The sequence below is a fragment of the Streptomyces nymphaeiformis genome (genome assembly GCF_014203895.1).
GTDB lineage: Bacteria > Actinomycetota > Actinomycetes > Streptomycetales > Streptomycetaceae > Streptomyces > Streptomyces nymphaeiformis.
In genome coordinates, this window is sequence record NZ_JACHJY010000015.1 from 123,910 (window position 1) to 140,119 (window position 16,210).

At 68.5% G+C, this 16,210-nt stretch carries 16 protein-coding genes; 7 read left to right on the forward strand and 9 right to left on the reverse strand.

Features of this window, described 5'->3' with window-relative positions; all coding sequences use genetic code 11:
• Positions 1 to 300: 300 nt before the first annotated feature.
• The 4 genes from GGE06_RS38840 to GGE06_RS38855 all read right to left on the reverse strand — a co-directional run bounded on the left by GGE06_RS38840 (position 301) and on the right by GGE06_RS38855 (position 4,091).
• Positions 301 to 591, reverse strand: coding sequence for a hypothetical protein (locus GGE06_RS38840; protein WP_147321051.1), 291 nt, complete (start codon positions 589 to 591; stop codon positions 301 to 303).
• A 281-nt stretch (positions 592 to 872) separates the two neighbouring features.
• On the reverse strand, positions 873 to 3,017 hold the full coding sequence (locus GGE06_RS38845; protein ID WP_184933019.1) for a ribosome-inactivating family protein: 2,145 nt from the start codon (positions 3,015 to 3,017) through the stop codon (positions 873 to 875).
• Positions 3,011 to 3,505 carry a hypothetical protein gene (locus GGE06_RS38850; RefSeq protein WP_184933020.1) on the reverse strand — a complete coding sequence of 165 codons (495 nt, stop codon included), beginning with the start codon at positions 3,503 to 3,505 and terminating at the stop codon, positions 3,011 to 3,013. The genes GGE06_RS38845 and GGE06_RS38850 overlap by 7 nt, the downstream gene beginning before the upstream one ends.
• 82 nt (positions 3,506 to 3,587) lie before the next feature.
• On the reverse strand, positions 3,588 to 4,091 hold the full coding sequence (locus GGE06_RS38855; RefSeq protein WP_116157663.1) for a hypothetical protein: 504 nt from the start codon (positions 4,089 to 4,091) through the stop codon (positions 3,588 to 3,590).
• A gap of 758 nt (positions 4,092 to 4,849) precedes the next feature.
• On the opposite strand from GGE06_RS38855, the gene GGE06_RS44190 reads away from it, so the two are divergent.
• From GGE06_RS44190 to GGE06_RS38880, 5 genes are all read left to right on the forward strand, one after another.
• Positions 4,850 to 5,236 carry an SUMF1/EgtB/PvdO family nonheme iron enzyme gene (locus GGE06_RS44190; protein ID WP_116157664.1) on the forward strand — a complete coding sequence of 129 codons (387 nt, stop codon included), beginning with the start codon at positions 4,850 to 4,852 and terminating at the stop codon, positions 5,234 to 5,236.
• A gap of 226 nt (positions 5,237 to 5,462) precedes the next feature.
• Positions 5,463 to 6,299 carry an SAM hydroxide adenosyltransferase gene (locus GGE06_RS38865; RefSeq protein ID WP_184933021.1) on the forward strand — a complete coding sequence of 279 codons (837 nt, stop codon included), beginning with the start codon at positions 5,463 to 5,465 and terminating at the stop codon, positions 6,297 to 6,299.
• Positions 6,300 to 6,507: 208 nt separating this feature from the next.
• Positions 6,508 to 7,383: an ABC transporter substrate-binding protein gene (locus tag GGE06_RS38870; RefSeq protein WP_116157666.1), complete on the forward strand. Its 876-nt coding sequence runs from the start codon at positions 6,508 to 6,510 to the stop codon at positions 7,381 to 7,383.
• 10 nt (positions 7,384 to 7,393) lie between these two features.
• Positions 7,394 to 8,302 carry an amino acid ABC transporter permease gene (locus GGE06_RS38875; protein WP_312883461.1) on the forward strand — a complete coding sequence of 303 codons (909 nt, stop codon included), beginning with the start codon at positions 7,394 to 7,396 and terminating at the stop codon, positions 8,300 to 8,302.
• Complete coding sequence (locus GGE06_RS38880) at positions 8,299 to 9,042, forward strand: amino acid ABC transporter ATP-binding protein (protein ID WP_116157668.1); 744 nt, start codon at positions 8,299 to 8,301, stop codon at positions 9,040 to 9,042. Before GGE06_RS38875 ends, GGE06_RS38880 begins: the two co-directional genes overlap by 4 nt.
• Positions 9,043 to 9,109: 67 nt before the next feature.
• Here the strand turns inward: GGE06_RS38880 and GGE06_RS38885 are convergent, their stop codons facing one another.
• On the reverse strand, positions 9,110 to 9,361 hold the full coding sequence (locus GGE06_RS38885) for a hypothetical protein (RefSeq protein ID WP_181924432.1): 252 nt from the start codon (positions 9,359 to 9,361) through the stop codon (positions 9,110 to 9,112).
• A gap of 192 nt (positions 9,362 to 9,553) precedes the next feature.
• Entirely contained in the window at positions 9,554 to 10,045 is a 492-nt protein-coding gene (locus GGE06_RS43915; RefSeq protein ID WP_312883462.1) for a tyrosine-type recombinase/integrase, read from the reverse strand.
• A 798-nt stretch (positions 10,046 to 10,843) separates the two neighbouring features.
• Here GGE06_RS43915 and GGE06_RS38895 point away from each other — a divergent pair.
• Positions 10,844 to 11,500: a VOC family protein gene (locus GGE06_RS38895; protein ID WP_221518996.1), complete on the forward strand. Its 657-nt coding sequence runs from the start codon at positions 10,844 to 10,846 to the stop codon at positions 11,498 to 11,500.
• Between the two features lie 423 nt (positions 11,501 to 11,923).
• Here GGE06_RS38895 and GGE06_RS38900 read toward each other — a convergent pair whose 3' ends face one another.
• On the reverse strand, positions 11,924 to 12,448 hold the full coding sequence (locus tag GGE06_RS38900; protein WP_246533021.1) for a peptidylprolyl isomerase: 525 nt from the start codon (positions 12,446 to 12,448) through the stop codon (positions 11,924 to 11,926).
• A gap of 443 nt (positions 12,449 to 12,891) precedes the next feature.
• Here GGE06_RS38900 and GGE06_RS38905 point away from each other — a divergent pair, with 443 nt between their 5' ends.
• The gene (locus tag GGE06_RS38905) at positions 12,892 to 14,163 is read left to right on the forward strand and encodes a competence protein CoiA family protein (protein ID WP_184933023.1); all 1,272 of its coding nucleotides are present in this window, start codon (positions 12,892 to 12,894) and stop codon (positions 14,161 to 14,163) included.
• 374 nt (positions 14,164 to 14,537) lie between these two features.
• Here the strand turns inward: GGE06_RS38905 and GGE06_RS38910 are convergent, their stop codons facing one another.
• Complete coding sequence (locus GGE06_RS38910) at positions 14,538 to 16,031, reverse strand: peptide MFS transporter (RefSeq protein WP_116157672.1); 1,494 nt, start codon at positions 16,029 to 16,031, stop codon at positions 14,538 to 14,540.
• Positions 16,032 to 16,042: 11 nt separating this feature from the next.
• A partial coding sequence (locus GGE06_RS38915; protein WP_184933024.1) for an adenosylhomocysteinase occupies positions 16,043 to 16,210 on the reverse strand: 168 nt, incomplete at its 5' end.

Sequence of the window (16,210 nt, forward strand, 5' to 3'; positions counted from 1 at the left end):
CGCGCTCCTGACCAGGCGTGCACCCGCTGGTCCGGGCCTCACACCGGTGACCACGGCACTCGCGGCCGCTGGCCGGCCCGACTACAGGCCATGCTCACCGTTTGACGATCAGATCGAGGAGCTCGGCGAGCCGGTCCCTGACCGCCTCACGGTGGTGAAGGGCGTCCGGTGTCGACTCAGCGCTCGGCGGCACGCCCCGTCCGCGAAGACATGGAGCATGCGCAGCGTGCGCAGGCAGTTGCCGATGCGCCGGGGCTGCTCCTTCAGGCTCCGGATGCCGGCCCGATCGTTCTCGATCGGCTACCCGTCCGGCGTGGGCCCGACCCGTCCTTCCGCACGTGTGAAACGCAGCAGTCGGGGGCGGTCGGTGAGCCCGCGGTGGAGCTGCTGGGCAAGGGCCGCCCACAGAGCGCGCTCCGCGTCGAGGTTCTCCGGCAGGATGAGGCCCATCTCCTTCAGGAGGTCACGCCGGTGCACGTCGAACGCCGCGCGTACGAGTTCTCCGTAGCCGAGGGCCGCCCGTACCGCACCGCGGTACGCCTCGACGCTGCATCGAAGTCCGGGATCCGACGAAGTGGATGCATGGACCACAGCCTGGTTGCGCACTTCAGTCAGCCCCGAGCTGTCGCCCGACCGACAGTGCATGTCGGGCGCCACAGCCGCCGATGCCGGCCGGGCTCCATGTCTGCGACGAGGACGTGACCGCTCCGGGAAGCGCCGGTGCGGCCTGGGAGGACACCGGCGCTTCCCGGCCAGCCGACGCCGGCGCCCACAGGACACTGGCGCGGGTTGCCCGGATTCGCCGACGCGTGACCCGGATACGGACGGAGGGCCGCCCACCGGCATGGTGGGCGGCCCTCGTCGTCATACGGTCAGAGGCGGAAGGGGTTGGCACCGACTCCGGCCAGGAGGTACCAGGCGGTGGCGCCGGTGTGGCGGGAGGCGTAGTAAAGGTCGCCCTGCCCTGTGTCGAGGCCGTCGCCGGAGGCTGCGACGATGGCGCGACCGTCGTTGTGGGGAGCCGAGGTCTGGGCGTTCTCCAGGGTCTTCTGGAGGACAGCGGCCTTGGCCGCGTCACCGGTCCCGTTGCGGACGTGGTAGGCGGTCAGGAGGTGAGCGGTGCCTTCGAACCAGACCTTGGAGGTGTCCATGGCACCGAAGCTGACCCCCTTGAACATGGGTTCGCCGGTAGTGGCGTCCGCCGGACCGTCAGTGGCGGCCATGCGTCCTGCGGCCCAGTCGACGACCCGCTCGTAGGCGGGGTCGAGGGTTGCCAGGTAGCTCCAGGTCTGGACGTCCTCCGGTACGGCATCCTCGTTGACGGTGACCCCGTCGAGGCCCGTACCGGTCCACAGGTGGTTGCCGTCGGCACTGAGCATGGTCTTGACGAACGCGAACGCGTGGTCGGATCGGTCCTTCCATGCCTGGTCACCGGTGAGCCGGTTCAGCATCGAGAAGAACGCGCCGACGTCGATGTTGTGCTCGGTGGCCTTCCAGGTCCGCTCGACCATGCCGCTGCCGTCCTCCGCGGCGGAGGTGTCCGCGTATCCGCCGGTGTACCCGCCCGCTCCGCGGTCGTCGGCCGAGTTGCTCTGGATCCAGTCGGCGGCCCGCAGTGCGCCGTCGAGGTAGTCGCCGTTGCCGGTGGCCTCGTAGAGATGACAGAACGCCATGCCTGCCCAGGCCATGTTTCCGGTGTACACCGACCAGCCGCCGATGTAGGGCGTGCCGGCCGGGTAGTCCCGGCCGAGGGTGGTGACGAACGGATCGGGCAGGTAGGAAGCCCGGATGCGGCCGTCGTTCTCCGGATCGTGGCCCTGGGCGTACAGCAGGCTGTCACCGAGCCGGGCCGCGCGGGACAGGTCCGGACGGGCGCCCTTCACCAGAGCGATGATGGTGACCGCGTTGTCGTAGGTGAACGACGACTGGTAGCCGCCGTCACCGAACCTGTCGCCAGGACCGAAGAAGCCGCCGGTATAGCTGCGGGGAACTCCGAGCCCGTCCGTCCCGAACTCGTCCTGGTCGTCGGCGATGTAGGAGTACGCGGCATCCGTCGACGCCTTCGGCGCGTCGGGAACATCCGGGCCCGGTTGCGGGCATTCCGGGGAGGAACCGGTGGACGGATCGCCGGAACACATCGGTTGCGATGTGCGATTCGGGTTCGCCAGCAGGGCCAGCCACAAGCGCATCATGTGGAGCGTTACCGTCCGTATGACGCCTTGGTCGTTGAAGGTCCAGGAGCTTCCTGCACGGAATTCTCGGGACATGTGCTCCCACCCCCGGATGACATCCGCCCACCTCCTCGTGTCAAACGACTCCCTCGAGGTATTCGCTTCACTGGTGATGGATCGGTGGACCTGTTGCTGAACCCCCCTGTTCCGGGCGGCTTCGACGATCGCCACGACCATGATCGCCAGGGAGTTCCCCATGGCGAAGGACGAGGGCGGACTGTCAGGGTTCGACTGCGCCAGTTGGGATATCGCTGTTTGTATGCGCCCGCCGTTGATGGTGAGCGCCAATTCGCTGTTTCCCATGCCCTGGTACGAGCTTGCGAACCCGAGCATGACCTGCCGTGGAAGACGGTTCTGATCGAAGGCCGTCGAGGAATCCAGCCGGGCATCGCTGAACCAGAAGACCGTTCCGTTCTGCCCTGCGTCGGGAAGATAGTATCCCTGTACGTAGAGATCCGAGCTGCTGACGACGAGCTGGACGTGGTCGCCCTCGAAAGCGAGGGTGTCGAGGGACACCAGGAGGTAGCGGCCCGATTGGCCGAGATCTCGAGGGGTGAAAGCTCTGGATCCCGTACTGGAGGTCGCCGCACTCCCTTCGGCGGCAAACCTGTTCCGGACGCTCTCGATGAGATTGGCGTACCGGCTGCCGAGCTCGCTGTAATAACCCTCCGTGGCGTAGGCGGGGCCCACCAGGGCAGTGGGGACCAGCGTGAAGGCGATGACGAGGGCGAGAAGGCCGCCGACGGCCCTCCTGAAACGGTGCAAGATCATGAAGCGCGTCACCACGGCACCACATAATCGATGGTCGCCACCGGGGTCCCGCTCGACTCCTTGGCGTCATCGGCCCAGTAGGCCACGGTGTAGGTCGCCCCAGGTCTCATGCCGTCGTCTCCGGCCGGTACGACCGCGGAGCCGTGCGACAGGCATCGCTCGTGCTCGTTCGGGCAGACCCAGTCCCAGTCGATTCGATGACCGGTGTCGAGTTGCCCCTTCTCGTAGATGCCGATCCAGTCACCGTGACTGGACGGGACTCGGCCTGCCGGGGTGAGGTAGGTGACCACCAGCCCGGTGTCGGACGTACCGATGAGCGCGCCCTTCTGATAGACGTGCGCGGTGGTCCACATCGCATCCGTCAGGATGTACTTGTCGCCCGCCACCGGCCCTTCGTCCGACGCGAAGGCGTTCACACCCGCGGCCGCCGCGACGCACGTCAACACCGTCGCCGGGAGGATGAATCTTCGTCGGAAATTTTCCCGACGCCAAGAGAAGCCCATGCTGAATTCCTTGCAGATTACCGATTAGCCATCGGGAACGACGGCTTTGACTTTTCATTCCGAGGTGTCACCGGAAGCCCGCTCACCACGGCACGACGTAGTCGACTCTCGCCATCGGCCTGCCGTTCGACTCTTTCGCCCCATTGGCCCAGTAGGCCACGGTGTAGACCTTTCCGGAGACCATGCCGTTGTTGCCCGCGGGGATGATTGCGGCGCCGAAGGACATGCACCGAGTCGGCTCGTTCGGACAGACGTAGTCCCAGTCGATGCGGTGGGCGGTGTCCAGCTGGTCCTTCTCGTAGATCCCGATCCAGTCACCGCGCCGGTTGGGGTTCCAGCCGGAGGGAGCCATGTAGGGCACCACCAATCCGGTGTCCTTGCCGGTGAGGAATGGGTGGAATCCCTTCTCGTTGATATGAGCGGTGGTCCACGTCGGCTCGTCCAGCGCGAAACCGCCGGATGACAGGGAGAACGGATCGTCATCGGCCGAGGCCGAGGAACTCTGCACTCCCAGCACGACGGCGGCAGCAAAGGCAACCGCCGCCGCATGGAAAAGAAGCGCGGGCCGGCGCTTCGAGAACCTCATACCATCCCATCCCATCTCTATTTTTCGATGCGTGCCTGCAGGCAAGGAAGTCACACCACCGGAAGCAGCGGTACGCATAATCCTGCAGACCCCTCCCCGCATGCGGGAGACCTCATGCAGGGCGCCAATTTTTCAATCCCAATCCCCGGCGCACACAAGATCCCGCAACAAAAGATCGGAGCCGTCCAAAAATACGCCGGAGGAAAGCATCCCGAAATCCCGTTCGTACGATGCCGTGTCGTTCCCCCATGCGCCCCGCAGGAGGCGAACCACCAAAATAGTCTCGTTCATCACTAGTGATTCGCTAACGATGCGCTGTTGCAGGATCACCTTTTCGCGTTAGAGCTCGCGACGCGAGCGTGGGCGGTGCATCTTGAGGCGTCTTCGACAGATGAGGCCGCGGGCGAGGGAGGGGAAGGCGGGGCGGAGTCCGGTCCTCCGCTCCCGGCGGACGGGGAGACGTTCGAACCGGTGCGGCAGGGCGAAGGGCTGCTCGACGGCGTACCGGAGCCTGCCCAGGCCCTCGTTGCTCGGGGCGCCCCCGCGGCGAGAACCACGTCCGGCAGGTCACCACCACGTACGAGGGCGAGAGGTAGGCCCTCGCCGAGTTCCAGCGGTCGGCACCGTCCAGCAGGCCGTGTCCCGGGACGACGCCGCCGCCTGCTGCGCCGGGTCGGGGCGGCGGCTGCCCACCGAGGCCGAGTGAGAGTACGCCGGGGGGCGGGGCGGAGGGCCGGCGCTTCTCGTGAGGCGGCGGGCTGACGCCAGAGGGGCGGTGGCGATGCAGCATCCGGCAGGGCCCCTTCCCGTACGCCCGCACCGGCGCCGACGGCTGGTGGGCGATCGCCCCCGTCCGCTCGTACCCGGCGAACGGCTTCGGCCTGTACGAGGTGAGCGGCAGCGTGTGGGATCGGTGCTCCGACCGGTTCGCCGCGGACTACTGCGCGCGCTCACCGCACCAGGACCCGCAGGGCCCGAAGGAGGGCGCCCGCAGGGTCGTGCGCGGCGGACCGGGGAAGCGGTCGGAAGACGTGCTCGCCGGTCACGGCTCGCAAAGCGCTGAGCGCCCCTCCCCACCAAGCAGGAAGCAGAAAATCATGTCCACTATCTGGAAAGACGCTTCAGGCGATTCCAGCCGGTGCTAGCGTGCACCTCATGCAGCACACCGCCACCCTCGCCATGATGCGAATGATGCCCCCGCCCCCGGAGGCGCTTCGCTAGCGAAGCCGTGTGCGCGAAGGACGCGACGGACCCTCCGGAGACGGAGGGTCCGTTTTTTGTCGTCCCGGCCCGCCACCGAGCCCGTCGACCCCTGCGCCTCGAACCCCACCCACCCCGTGTCCTCCCTCGACAGAAGGACGAAGTACCGCCATGTCCCTTCCCCCGGTCGTCTCCCTCACCGACTGCGCCGACCCCAACGCGCTCGCCCGCCAGTCCGCCCGGATCGCCACCCTGTTCGGCTCCACGCCGACCGTCCTGCCGCTCGACGGACCGGACCCGGAGGGCGCCGCTGCCCTCACCCTGCTCGACCTGCTCCGGTCCACGGACCTGATCGGTGGCCCGAGCCGACCGGTCGTGGTACTCGTCAACATCGCGCCGAGGGACGGGCACTGGCCCAACGGCGTGCCCTTCTGCTCTTTCCAGCACGGGAACCACCTGGTCGTCAGCACGCTGAACCAGCGGGTCCTCGCCCCGCTGGCGACCTACCTGGGCCTGAAGGAGGTCCAGGTCACCGATGTCCGCGAGGTACTGGAAGCCGCCGCCGACGACTGGGCCGAGCTGACGCCGGCCGAGATCGAGGAGATGGTACGGACCCAGTTCCGAAGCCTCTGGTACGCGCCCCTGCTGGCCCGCTGGCTGGTGGACGGCCACCCCGTTCCCGCACAGCCGACAGCGGTGCGCCCGTCCGTCGCCGAAGACGTGCGGATCGCCGTCGTCGACAACTTCGGCAACTGCAAGCTGGACCGCCCGGCCGCCGAACTGCCCGGTTACGACACCGCCGAGAGCCTTCTCGTACGCAACCGGCTCGACGGCCGCGACATCCGGGTGCGCTGTTACGACCGACTCCCCGACGTCCCGCTCGGCGAGCCCGGAATCACCGTCGGGAGTTCCGGGGTCGGATTCGCCGAACTGGTGATCCGCGGCGGCTCCGCGGCGGAGGCATTCGGACTGCGCCAAGGCGACCATGCATTCCATCTCACCAGCTGACATGTTATCAACGCGTTACCCCGGCAACGGTCTTCCCGATTGACGCCGGTCTCCGTGAGCCGGAATGCTGAAAAGCATGTCCGGAACTCTCCTGCTGGTACGCCGCCGCCACGTGGACAACGTGCGCTGTGCGGCCGATCTGTGTCGCTGAGCGCACAGCACCGGCCCTCCCTCCCGTACCTTTCCCGGACCTCTCGAAGGACCTCTGATGTCCCGTACCCGCATATCCCTGACGACCTCCGCCGTCGCCCTCGTCGCGCTGGCGGCGGCCGGCTGCGCGCCGCAGCCGCAAAGCACCCCCGAAGCGGCCGGATCCAAGAACGCCGCCCGGTGCACGACCGACAACCCGAGCCTCCACAAGCGCGGCCAGCTCACCGTCGCAACCGACTCCCCGGCCTATGAGCCGTGGTTCGACAGCAACACCCCGTCGAACGGGAAGGGCTTCGAAAGCGCCGTGTCCTATGCGGTCGCCGAAAAGCTGGGGTTCGAACGCGACCAGGTGAAATGGGTCATCGAGCCTTTCGCCCATTCGTACGCCCCCGGCCCCAAGCCTTTCGACTTCGACATCAACCAGATCTCCATCACGCCGCAGCGCGCGAAAGCCGTCGATTTCTCCACCAGTTACTACACGGCCAATCAGGCCATCCTGGCACTCGACGGATCCGTGTTCGCGAAGGCCAGGTCCCTGAGCACCTTCAAGGACGCCAGGATCGGCGTGCAGGTCGCCACGACCAGCTACCAGGCCGTGCTGGACCAGATCAAGCCCTCGAAGCAGCCGAGCGTCTTCAGCACCACCAAGGACGAGGTGACCGCGCTGCGGAACGGTCAGATCGACGCGATCGTCACCGACCTGCCCACCGTCTTCTACCTGGCCGGGGCGGAGCTGGAGAACGGCGAGATCGTCGGCCAGTTCGGCTACGCGGGCGGCACCCCCGAGGAGTTCGGTCTGCTGCTGCCGAAGAACAGCGGGTACACCTCCTGCGTCAACCAGGCCCTCGACGAGCTCAGGGCCGACGGCACGCTCGCCAGGCTCACCACGCAGTGGCTCTCCGCCTCGGCGAACGTCCCCGAGCTGAAGCGATAACGGGCCGGCTGTGGACATCGGCAAGACGGCCGTACCGGACCGGTCGGCCACCTCTCCGGGCACGCTCGTCACCGGCTACCGACCCAGCGACCACGAACGGGAGCGACAGCGGTACCGCCGCTCCCGCAAGCGCCGCCACACCTGGCTCTCCACCCTCTGCACCCTGCTCGGCCTGGTGGCGGTGGGCGCGGCCGCGGTCGCCTCACCGGGCTGGGAGCGCGTCGACAGTCTGTTCTTCAACGGCGCCGAGCTCCGCTCCGCCTTCCCCGACCTCCTCCGGGGCTTCTGGCTCAACATCCAGATGTTCCTCGTCGCCGAGGTGCTGATCCTCGTCCTGGGACTGCTGATCGCCCTGGTGCGGGTGACCCGCGCACCGGGTCTCCAGCCGCTGCGGCTCGCCGCCACGGTCTACGTGGACGTCTTCCGCGGCGTACCGACCCTGCTGCTGGTCTTCCTCGTCGGCTTCGGACTACCGGCGCTGCAACTGCAGGGCACCCCCTCCGAGCCCTGGATCCTGGGCGTGATCGCCCTCACCCTCTCCTACACCGCGTACGTCGCCGAGGTGTTCCGGGCGGGACTGAACTCAGTCCACCCGGCCCAGCGGAACGCCGCCAGGGCCCTGGGCCTCAACGAGCGGCAGACCGTGCGGCACGTCGTCCTGCCCCAGGCCGTGCGCAACGTGCTGCCGCCCCTGCTCAACGACTTCATCGCCCTGCAGAAGGACACGGCACTGGTCGCCGTCCTCGGTCCGCTCGAGGCGCTGCGGGCCGCGCAGATCAAGGCGGACTACGATTTCAACTACACCCCGTATCTGGGAGCGGCCCTCTTGTTCATCGCGGTGACCATCCCGCTGACCCGCTTCGCCGACCGGCTCCAGCGGCGGGCGACCCAGCGCACCTGGGCGGGGGCGGGCCAATGAGCGAGTCGCTGCTGCGCATCCGCGGCCTCCGCAAGCAGTACGGGGAGCGGCTGGTGCTGCGCTCGATCGACCTGGACGTCGCCGAGCACCAGGTCGTCTGTCTGATCGGCGGCTCGGGTTCGGGCAAGTCGACCCTGCTTCGCTGTGTGGACCTGCTGGAGGTCGTCGACGACGGGACCGTCCACCTGAATGAGACCGAGCTGACCGATCCCCGGCTCGACCCCGACGTCGCCCGCCGCCGGATCGGCATCGTCTTCCAGGCGTACAACCTCTTCCCGCATCTGAGCGTGCTGGACAACATCACGCTCGCACCCCGCCAGGTCCACGGCGTCCCGCGCAGGAAGGCCGAGGCCTCGGCCCGCGAGCTACTCGACCGACTCGGGCTCGCGGACAAGGCGCACGAACACCCCGACCGGCTCTCCGGCGGACAGCAGCAGCGGGCGGCGATCGCCCGCGCCCTGGCCACCGAGCCGGAGCTGCTGCTCTTCGACGAGATCACCTCGGCCCTCGATCCCGAACTGGTCGGCGAGGTCCTGGACGTCGTCGCCGACCTGAAGCGGCGCGGCCTGACCATCCTGATGGCGACCCACGAGATGGACTTCGCCCGGCGGGTCGCGGACCGGGTCTGCTTCCTGGAGGGCGGCGTGATCGTGGAGCAGGGCACTGCGGAGCAGGTGCTCACCGCTCCGCGGGAGCAGGCCACGCGGCGCTTCCTCGCCCGCGCACTCGACCGTTCCTAGCGCCGATTCCCGCGGATCGCGGAAGCCGGTCCCTCCTCCTGCCACGGGGAGGGACCGGCTTCCTCCGTCAGTGGTGGAGCGCCGGTTCCGATGTCGTTTCCGATGCGGACTTCCTGCCCAGGTGGTTGAAGGCGAGGCTGAGCAGGACGGCGACGACGCAGCTGGTGCTGATGCCCGAGTCCGGGACGATCCGGGCGCTCTCAGGGAAAGCGCGGTAGGAGTCGGGCGTGGCGGTGGGGATGATGCCGGCGCCGAGCGGGATGGCGACCATGAGGACGTTGTCGCCACAGCCGGCGAGCGCCGGGGACATGCAGGGCATGGATCACTCCCAGAACTTCCCGTCCCACGCCGGCTTCTCCACCTGGGGACCACCAGGACCAAGATCCGGGCCCATTACGGACCAGCCCCCTCCGAGGAGCCGCACCAACTGCCTTTTCCACTGGTCAGCGTGGGTGCAGCTGCTGTACCCACAGCAGACCAAGAACCTGCTGTTCCGCCAGAAGCGGTGAAGTCAGGCCGCTTGCCAGATGCCGGTGCCCAGGATCCGGGCGGCCTTGGTGATACTGCCCGGCATCAGGTGCCGGTAGGTGCGGTACGTCTCCTCGATGGACTTGTGCCCCATCCACTCCGCCACGTCGGTGATGGGTATCCCGTTCCCGAGGGCGTTGGAGGCGAAGTAGTGCCGGAAGCCGTACATCCCCACCCCCTCCTCCGGCGGGAGGTCCGCGAAGAGCCTCCTCACCCGGCGCCGCCCCATGCCCTCGATGAAATAACCGCCCGGACCGCGCAGCGGGTAGCCGTCCTTCGTGGTGCCGTGCTTCTCCATGTAGCGCTCGACCACGATCGGCGTGACCGAGTTCAGCTTCCGCGATCCCCGACGCGGGACGATGTGCACGCTGATCGAGTTGTCGACGTGCCAGCCGGTGGAGTAGTCCGTCATCCGGCGCTGCTTCGCGTACTCCTCGACCGTCAGCTGCCCCAGCTCACGGCGGGCCGCCGCCACCGACGGTGCTGTGGTCCTCTTCTCCGCATACAACTGCGTGAGGCGTTCGATCGCGTCGTCCTGCGTGGCGTATCCGGATTCCTCGCGCTGCTTGCCGAGTGCGTCGCGGAAACGGATCGAGTACGGGTGAGGGCAGCGGGTGGGCTTGGCTCAGCCGCAGTCCTTGAAGAAGGGGCCCATGCCACGAACGAGCTGTCGGGCCATGGAGCGAACCATCCGATCCAGCCCAAGAATCATGTTCAGGCACCTGTTGCGGGTCGACGGTCGGCAAGCGCGGACACCATTCCGACGGCGAACCTGATGCAACGACCCTTGGCTACGGAGAGGCCACTGACGGCTGCATCTCGGAAATAGCCGGCCAGTGGCACGGCAATTGCCGACCGTCTCATGCTGGATCCCACCGCCGTAACCAGCGACGCCTGCCGCGCCTACGTCGAAGCCCACGCGTCGGCGGAATTCACCTGGAGCGGCATACGCCGTCCTCGGGTGGTCGGGCGGCTGGTGAAGACCGCCACATGGACTCAACGGCATTCTGTTCCGGGTCCGGCCCAGTGTCCTGTGACTGGAAAGGCATAGAGCCTGCCTCTTGGAGTTGCCTGCGCATGGTGCTGCATGCCGGCTCGAAATCGTGTGGCAGCAGCTGATCGAGCGGGTCGTGGGCCTCGACGAGGCTGCGGTGCTGCTGCCCGGCCTCGACCGGGCCTCCCCAGCCGGGATGACGATGATCGATCCGCTCCACGGCTGAATCCACGGCGGACGCGGCCGGGGCGGCGGGCGTGGCGTCGGGATTCGGACGGGTTGTCGGGTGATGATGCCGAAGTGCGACTTGATCACGTGTCCTATGCGGTGGCCCGCGACAGCTTCGTCTCGACCGTCCAGCGGATCGGATCGGCCCTCGGCGCCGGGTTCGTCGACGGGGGCGTGCACCCGCGATTCGGCACCCGCAATTTCGTTCTCCCCCTGAGCGGCGGCACCTACGTCGAGGTCGTCACCACACTCGACCACCCCGCCGCCGACCGCGCACCCTTCGGGCAGGCGGTCGCGCGCCGCGCCGCCGAGGGCGGCGGCTGGCTCGGTTGGGTGGTCTCCGTCGACGACATCGCCCCAGTCGAGGCCCGCCTCGGCCGCACCTCGACCGAGGGCCACCGTGTCCGCCCCGACGGCCTCGACCTGAGGTGGAAGCAGATCGGCCTGCTGGAGCTACTGGATGACCCGCAACTGCCCTATTTCCTTCAGTGGTTGGTCCCCAGCGAGGAGCGCCCGAGCGCCGACCCGCGCACCTCCACCACCATCCACGGAGTCTCCATCGCCGGCGACGCCGCCTCCATCGCCGAATTCCTCGGCGAACCGGCCGACCACCCCCTCGACCAGATTGACGTCACCTGGGTCGAAGACGAGGAACCGGGCCTGGTATCGGTCGAGTTCGCCACCGCCCACGGCCCGGTCACGATCTGACCAGGGCCCGACTGCCCCGCGGGAGCAGCCGGCTGGGGTCTCCTGGCCAGCGCGTGTCTCTTTGACGGGAGGCGCGTCGCGGCGGACGATTCGGGGCCTCCCGGACGCCAGCCGGGCAGCCGGGGGTGCATCGGCGACGTCCGGTGGCTGAATACGCTCGGAGTTACGCGGGTCGGGCCGCCCGTACGCCCAAGACGGAGTCCGGCCCCGGCAGGGATCCGGGACCGGACAACTGGTGCGATGTCCACGGGCAGCATCGTACGAAGTGCAGAGGTTGGGCCTTGGGCGCTTCACGTAGTCCGGGCACAAGGTCCAAAGCCCTCCCCTTCCGCACCCGGACGCTTCACCCGGTCGGCGTAGTCCGCCTGGGGCGGCCGTAGGCGCCGGGCATGCTCATCGAGGACGTGGCCACGTCGCGGTGCGTCAATGCCGGCAGGACGGCCGGACGCGGAGCAGCTCGGTCCGCAGGACGGGTGTGCCGTCGACCGGTGCCGGGTTCTCCGCGGTCGGCTCGATGCCTGCGGCGGCGATTTCGTCGAGTGTCGTCAGGCCGTCGGGGCCGACCGTGCCGAACACCGTGTAGTTCGGTCGCAGTGCGGAGTCGCCGTAGACGACGAAGAACTGTGAGCCGTTCGTGTTCGGACCGGCGTTGGCCATCGCCAGCAGGCCGCGCCCGTAGAGGCGGCGCGTGCCGGTGGGATCGGTGGGTGCGGGCGGCAGGTCCACCGGCAGCTCGTCCTTGTACTTGTACCCGGGGCCGCCCTCACCGGTACCGGTCGGGTCGCCGCACTGCAGGACCTTCAGCGTCGGATACGCCGTCAGACGGTGGCACACCGTACGGTCGTAGAACCCGTGTCGTGCCAGGTGCAGGAAACTCTGCACCGTGCACGGCGCCTTGGCCCGGTCCAAGTGCAGCGGGAGCGAGCCCTGGCTGGTCGGAACTGCCATGTCCACCGTGCCACGACCGGGGGTGCGCCGCGGGTCGGGCGGCAGCGGAACGGGGCGCGCCGGCGGCTCGTCCGGGGTCTGCGTGTACTGGCAAGGGCCGTGCGTGGTGCGTGGCGGAGCGCTGTCGGAAGCGGTGGCGACACTCCCCCCGGACACGACTAACGCCACGGCCGCGAATGCGCTGATCAGTGCTCGTCTCATCTTGCACGCCCTCCCGATGATCTCCAGGTCTTGGAGCGGTCGCAGTCTAGGGCGTGGTGTGGTCTGCGGGAGTGGGAGTTCCGGCCGATCAGCGTGGCCACAGCCCAATGCTTCAGGAAGACACACCCTTGGCCGTGCCAGGACAATGGGATCCGCTGCGTGGACGCCGACCATCAGGACTGCTGCTCCGCCAACCATGGGCGCTCTTCCCGCACTTCGCGCGAGTGCTTATCGTCTTTTCCATGGCCAACGGGGTGTACCACACCAAGTACGGCATCACGATCAATCTGACCTTCGAGGACTTGGGCCACCCGGACCGCCCTGGACTGCTGGAAGAAATCACCCGGCCCGTCGGGGAGCGGGACCGTGATCTTCTGCAGTGCCTGACCGACTACCAGGGCGGCGATTGCCGGTGCGCACTCGCCGACAAGACGCCGTGGATGTTCGTACGTCGGCAGCGCCGCGCAGGCCGTGTCGTGTGGGTGGCCGCACACTTACCGCTGACGCACGCCGCGACGCCCGAGGAAAGCGACAAGCACAAGGCCATGAAGGAGCGCATAGCCCGCTCCGCCTTCCGTCACGGACTCGACGTCCAGGTCGAGGCTCGGTCGTCGGACGGCCGGATCGTCACCGACGTCCTGGTGTCGGGTGCCGGCGGACGGGTGGGGTGGGAGGCGCAGTACTCCCCTATCAGTGCGAGCCGAGTACGGCGGCGCTCCGGGCGAGCCCGGGAGAACGGCATAGCGCCCCTCTGGGTGACCGGCGACGCCTCGTCGGAGATCATCGATCGCGCACCATGGACGAGGGTCGACGACGTGCCCTGGCAGCGCATCGCCTCGCCCCTGGCGATGATCGTCCGAGGTGGTGTGCGGCACCTCCAAATCTGGAAGTGCACCGCGAGCAGCGAGCGGTCCTGCCCTGAAACGGGTTCCCACTGCGGCAAGTTCCACAGCGGCTGGTTCCTGCCCGCCCTGTGCGTCCCGCAGGAACGCGCCACCGCTCTGGATGAACTCGTCGTCACCAGTGCCGACGGCGAACACGTAGCCGTGCGGGTCCGCAACACCCAGGACCCAAGGCGCGCCTCCTACCTCTGGGCGCTTGCCGAAGACGTGCAGCGGTGGCGCGACCTCACCGGCCACGGCGAAGGCGAGTCGGAGGACCTGCCGGCGGATGACGAGCCGGTCACCTACACCGAAGAGGAACTCGACAGCTCCTGCCGCTACGGCAACCAGGACCGCCAGTACTTCAGCGACCCGCGGCCCCGGCGGGACATGATGTCCGCTACGGGCCTCCACACCTTCGACACCGCCCCCGATCACCCCTACCGAGCCCCCAGCCGGCCGGTGCAGATGCGCCGCCTTTCCACCCGCGAGCGCGCAGTCATCGCAGACGAACTGGGCTGTCCGGTATGGGAGATCGGGCCATGCGCGCTCTGCGCGGAGCCGATCCACCGTTACGGCCGGTCGAGTGGCCTCGCCTGCGTCAGTTGCAGGGCCACAACCCTGAGCAGGTGACTGGTCAGCGCCGCGGACGACGGCCCGTCCCTACAGCACCACGTTCCACAACGCCCGCATGCAGGCTCACGTACCTGGAGCCCGCCTTCGGAGCAGCGGTGCCGGCCATTGCCGGGAGATCCGCCGTCCGCCGAAGTCGCCAGGTCAGAACGGAGGTACTCCTGAATATCAGCTCCCTGCCTGTGTTTTTGCAGGTCAAGGGCGGTTTTCCACCCTGCGACGAGTCGCGTGTCCGGGCAGTGTCCCCCAGCCTACGCAGCACGCCCTCAAGAGCCCTCGTGATCACCGTCACTCTGTCTGTCTTCGAGCCGCACCGGGTCCGGTTCACCGAACGCGGCGCCGCCCCAGGAGGGGCGGCTCCCTCCGCGCCCGGCTCAGACTCCCAGTCGCCGGGCCAGAGCCCGAGTCCCGAGAAGCAACAGCGCCCCCGCCCCCACTGCCACTCCACCCAGCACCAGGAACAATCCGGCTCCTGGAGTCGACGTCCCCGCGAGCTTCATGGCGTTGCCGCCGAGCCCCGCGCCCAGGGCCGCGGAGAGCCAGAAGACGCCGACCACCTGGCTGAGGAAGGGCGCCGGCGCGATGGCCGTGGCGACGCTCATGCCCACCGGGGCGAGGGCTGCCTCGGCGGCGCCGGTGAGGAGGTACGTGCCGATGAGCCAGAGGGGGGAGACCCGGCCGACGGAGTGGGCGTGCCAGGCGGCCAGGGCCATGAGGAGCATGGAGGCGCCCATGGCGAACATGCCGAGCGCGAACTTCGCGGTGGCGCTGATGCGCGCGCCGAGGCGCACCCAGAGCCACGCGAAGAAGGGCGCGCTCAGCAGGATCGCCAGCGGGGTGGCCGACTGGAACCAGCTGGCCGGGAGGTGCAGGCCGAGGATGTCGCGGTCGGTGGCGTCCCGGGCGAACAGGTTGAGCAGCGAGCCCCCTTGGACGTGCAGGGCCCAGAAGAGGGCGGAGGCGAGGAAGAGCGCGATGTAGGCGCGCAGGCGGGTCCGTTCCGGTGCGGAGATGTCCCGGTGGCTCAGGAGGGTCCGGAAGCAGCCGATGGGTACGGCGAGGCTGAGGACCGCGACCAGGGCGAGGACGTGACGGATGGTGAAGGTGCCGGCCAGCACGTCCGCGGTGAAGAGTGCGGTCGGTACGGCGATCGCGGCCGTGGAGAGGCGGAGGAAGCGGCGGCGTTCGGCCGGCGGGAGCGGGCGGGTGGCGGCGCGGCCGACCTCGCCGAAGGAGGCCGAGCCGCGGACGTACTGCCAGACTCCGAGCCCCATGCCGACCGCGGCGACGCCGAACCCCGCGTGCCAGTTGAGGCCCTCGCCGATGCCGCCGACGACCAGGGGTGCGATCAGGCCGCTGATCTGGATGGAGGTGTAGAAGATCGCGAAGCCGGCGTCCCGCTCGGCGGTCGCCTCGCGTGGGTAGAAGGCGCTGAGCAGGCCCGCCATGTTGGGCTTGAGCAGACCGGTTCCGACGGCGATGAGGAGCAGCCCGACGTAGACCGTCGGCACCGTCGGCAGCGCCATCAGCAGGTGTCCGGAGGCGATGACCACGGCGCCGTACAAGGTCGCCCGGTAGCTGCCGAAGACGCGGTCGCCGAGCCAGCCGCCGGGGAGGGAGGCGAGGAAGATGGCGGCGGTGTAGATGCCGAAGAGCATGCCGGCGTCGGAGTTCGACAGCCCGAGGCCGCCTTCGGCCGCCGGGGCCGAGGCGAACAGGAAGAGGATGGCCAGCATTCCGTAGAAGCTGAACCGCTCCCACATGTCCGTGGCGAACAGGGTGACGAACCAGCGGGGTCTGCCCAGCAGGGTGGGCGGGGCGGTCCGGGACGGATCGACAGCGGGCCGGACGGTTGAGGACGAGGTCATGGCGCTCTCCGTCAGTAGCGGTAGTGGTCCGGCTTGAAGGGGCCCTCCACCGGGACCCCGATGTAGGCGGCCTGCTCCGGGCGGAGGGTCGTCAGCTTGACGCCGAGCGAGTCCAGGTGGAGGCGGGCGACCTTCTCGTCCAGGTGCTTCGGCAGGACGTAGACGTCGGTCGGGTACTC

Excerpts from the sequence above, each read along its gene's own strand:
- GGE06_RS38885 (WP_181924432.1), bottom strand. The coding sequence starts at position 9,361 with ATGCCCTGCATGTCCCCGGCGCTCGCCGGCTGTGGCGACAACGTCCTC.
- GGE06_RS38905 (WP_184933023.1), top strand. The coding sequence starts at position 12,892 with ATGGCCAACGGGGTGTACCACACCAAGTACGGCATCACGATCAATCTG.
- GGE06_RS38910 (WP_116157672.1), bottom strand. The coding sequence starts at position 16,031 with ATGACCTCGTCCTCAACCGTCCGGCCCGCTGTCGATCCGTCCCGGACC.
- GGE06_RS38900 (WP_246533021.1), bottom strand. The coding sequence starts at position 12,448 with ATGGCAGTTCCGACCAGCCAGGGCTCGCTCCCGCTGCACTTGGACCGG.
- GGE06_RS38870 (WP_116157666.1), top strand. The coding sequence starts at position 6,508 with ATGTCCCGTACCCGCATATCCCTGACGACCTCCGCCGTCGCCCTCGTC.
- GGE06_RS38880 (WP_116157668.1), top strand. The coding sequence starts at position 8,299 with ATGAGCGAGTCGCTGCTGCGCATCCGCGGCCTCCGCAAGCAGTACGGG.
- GGE06_RS38850 (WP_184933020.1), bottom strand. The coding sequence starts at position 3,505 with ATGGGCTTCTCTTGGCGTCGGGAAAATTTCCGACGAAGATTCATCCTC.
- GGE06_RS38855 (WP_116157663.1), bottom strand. The coding sequence starts at position 4,091 with ATGAGGTTCTCGAAGCGCCGGCCCGCGCTTCTTTTCCATGCGGCGGCG.
- GGE06_RS38865 (WP_184933021.1), top strand. The coding sequence starts at position 5,463 with ATGTCCCTTCCCCCGGTCGTCTCCCTCACCGACTGCGCCGACCCCAAC.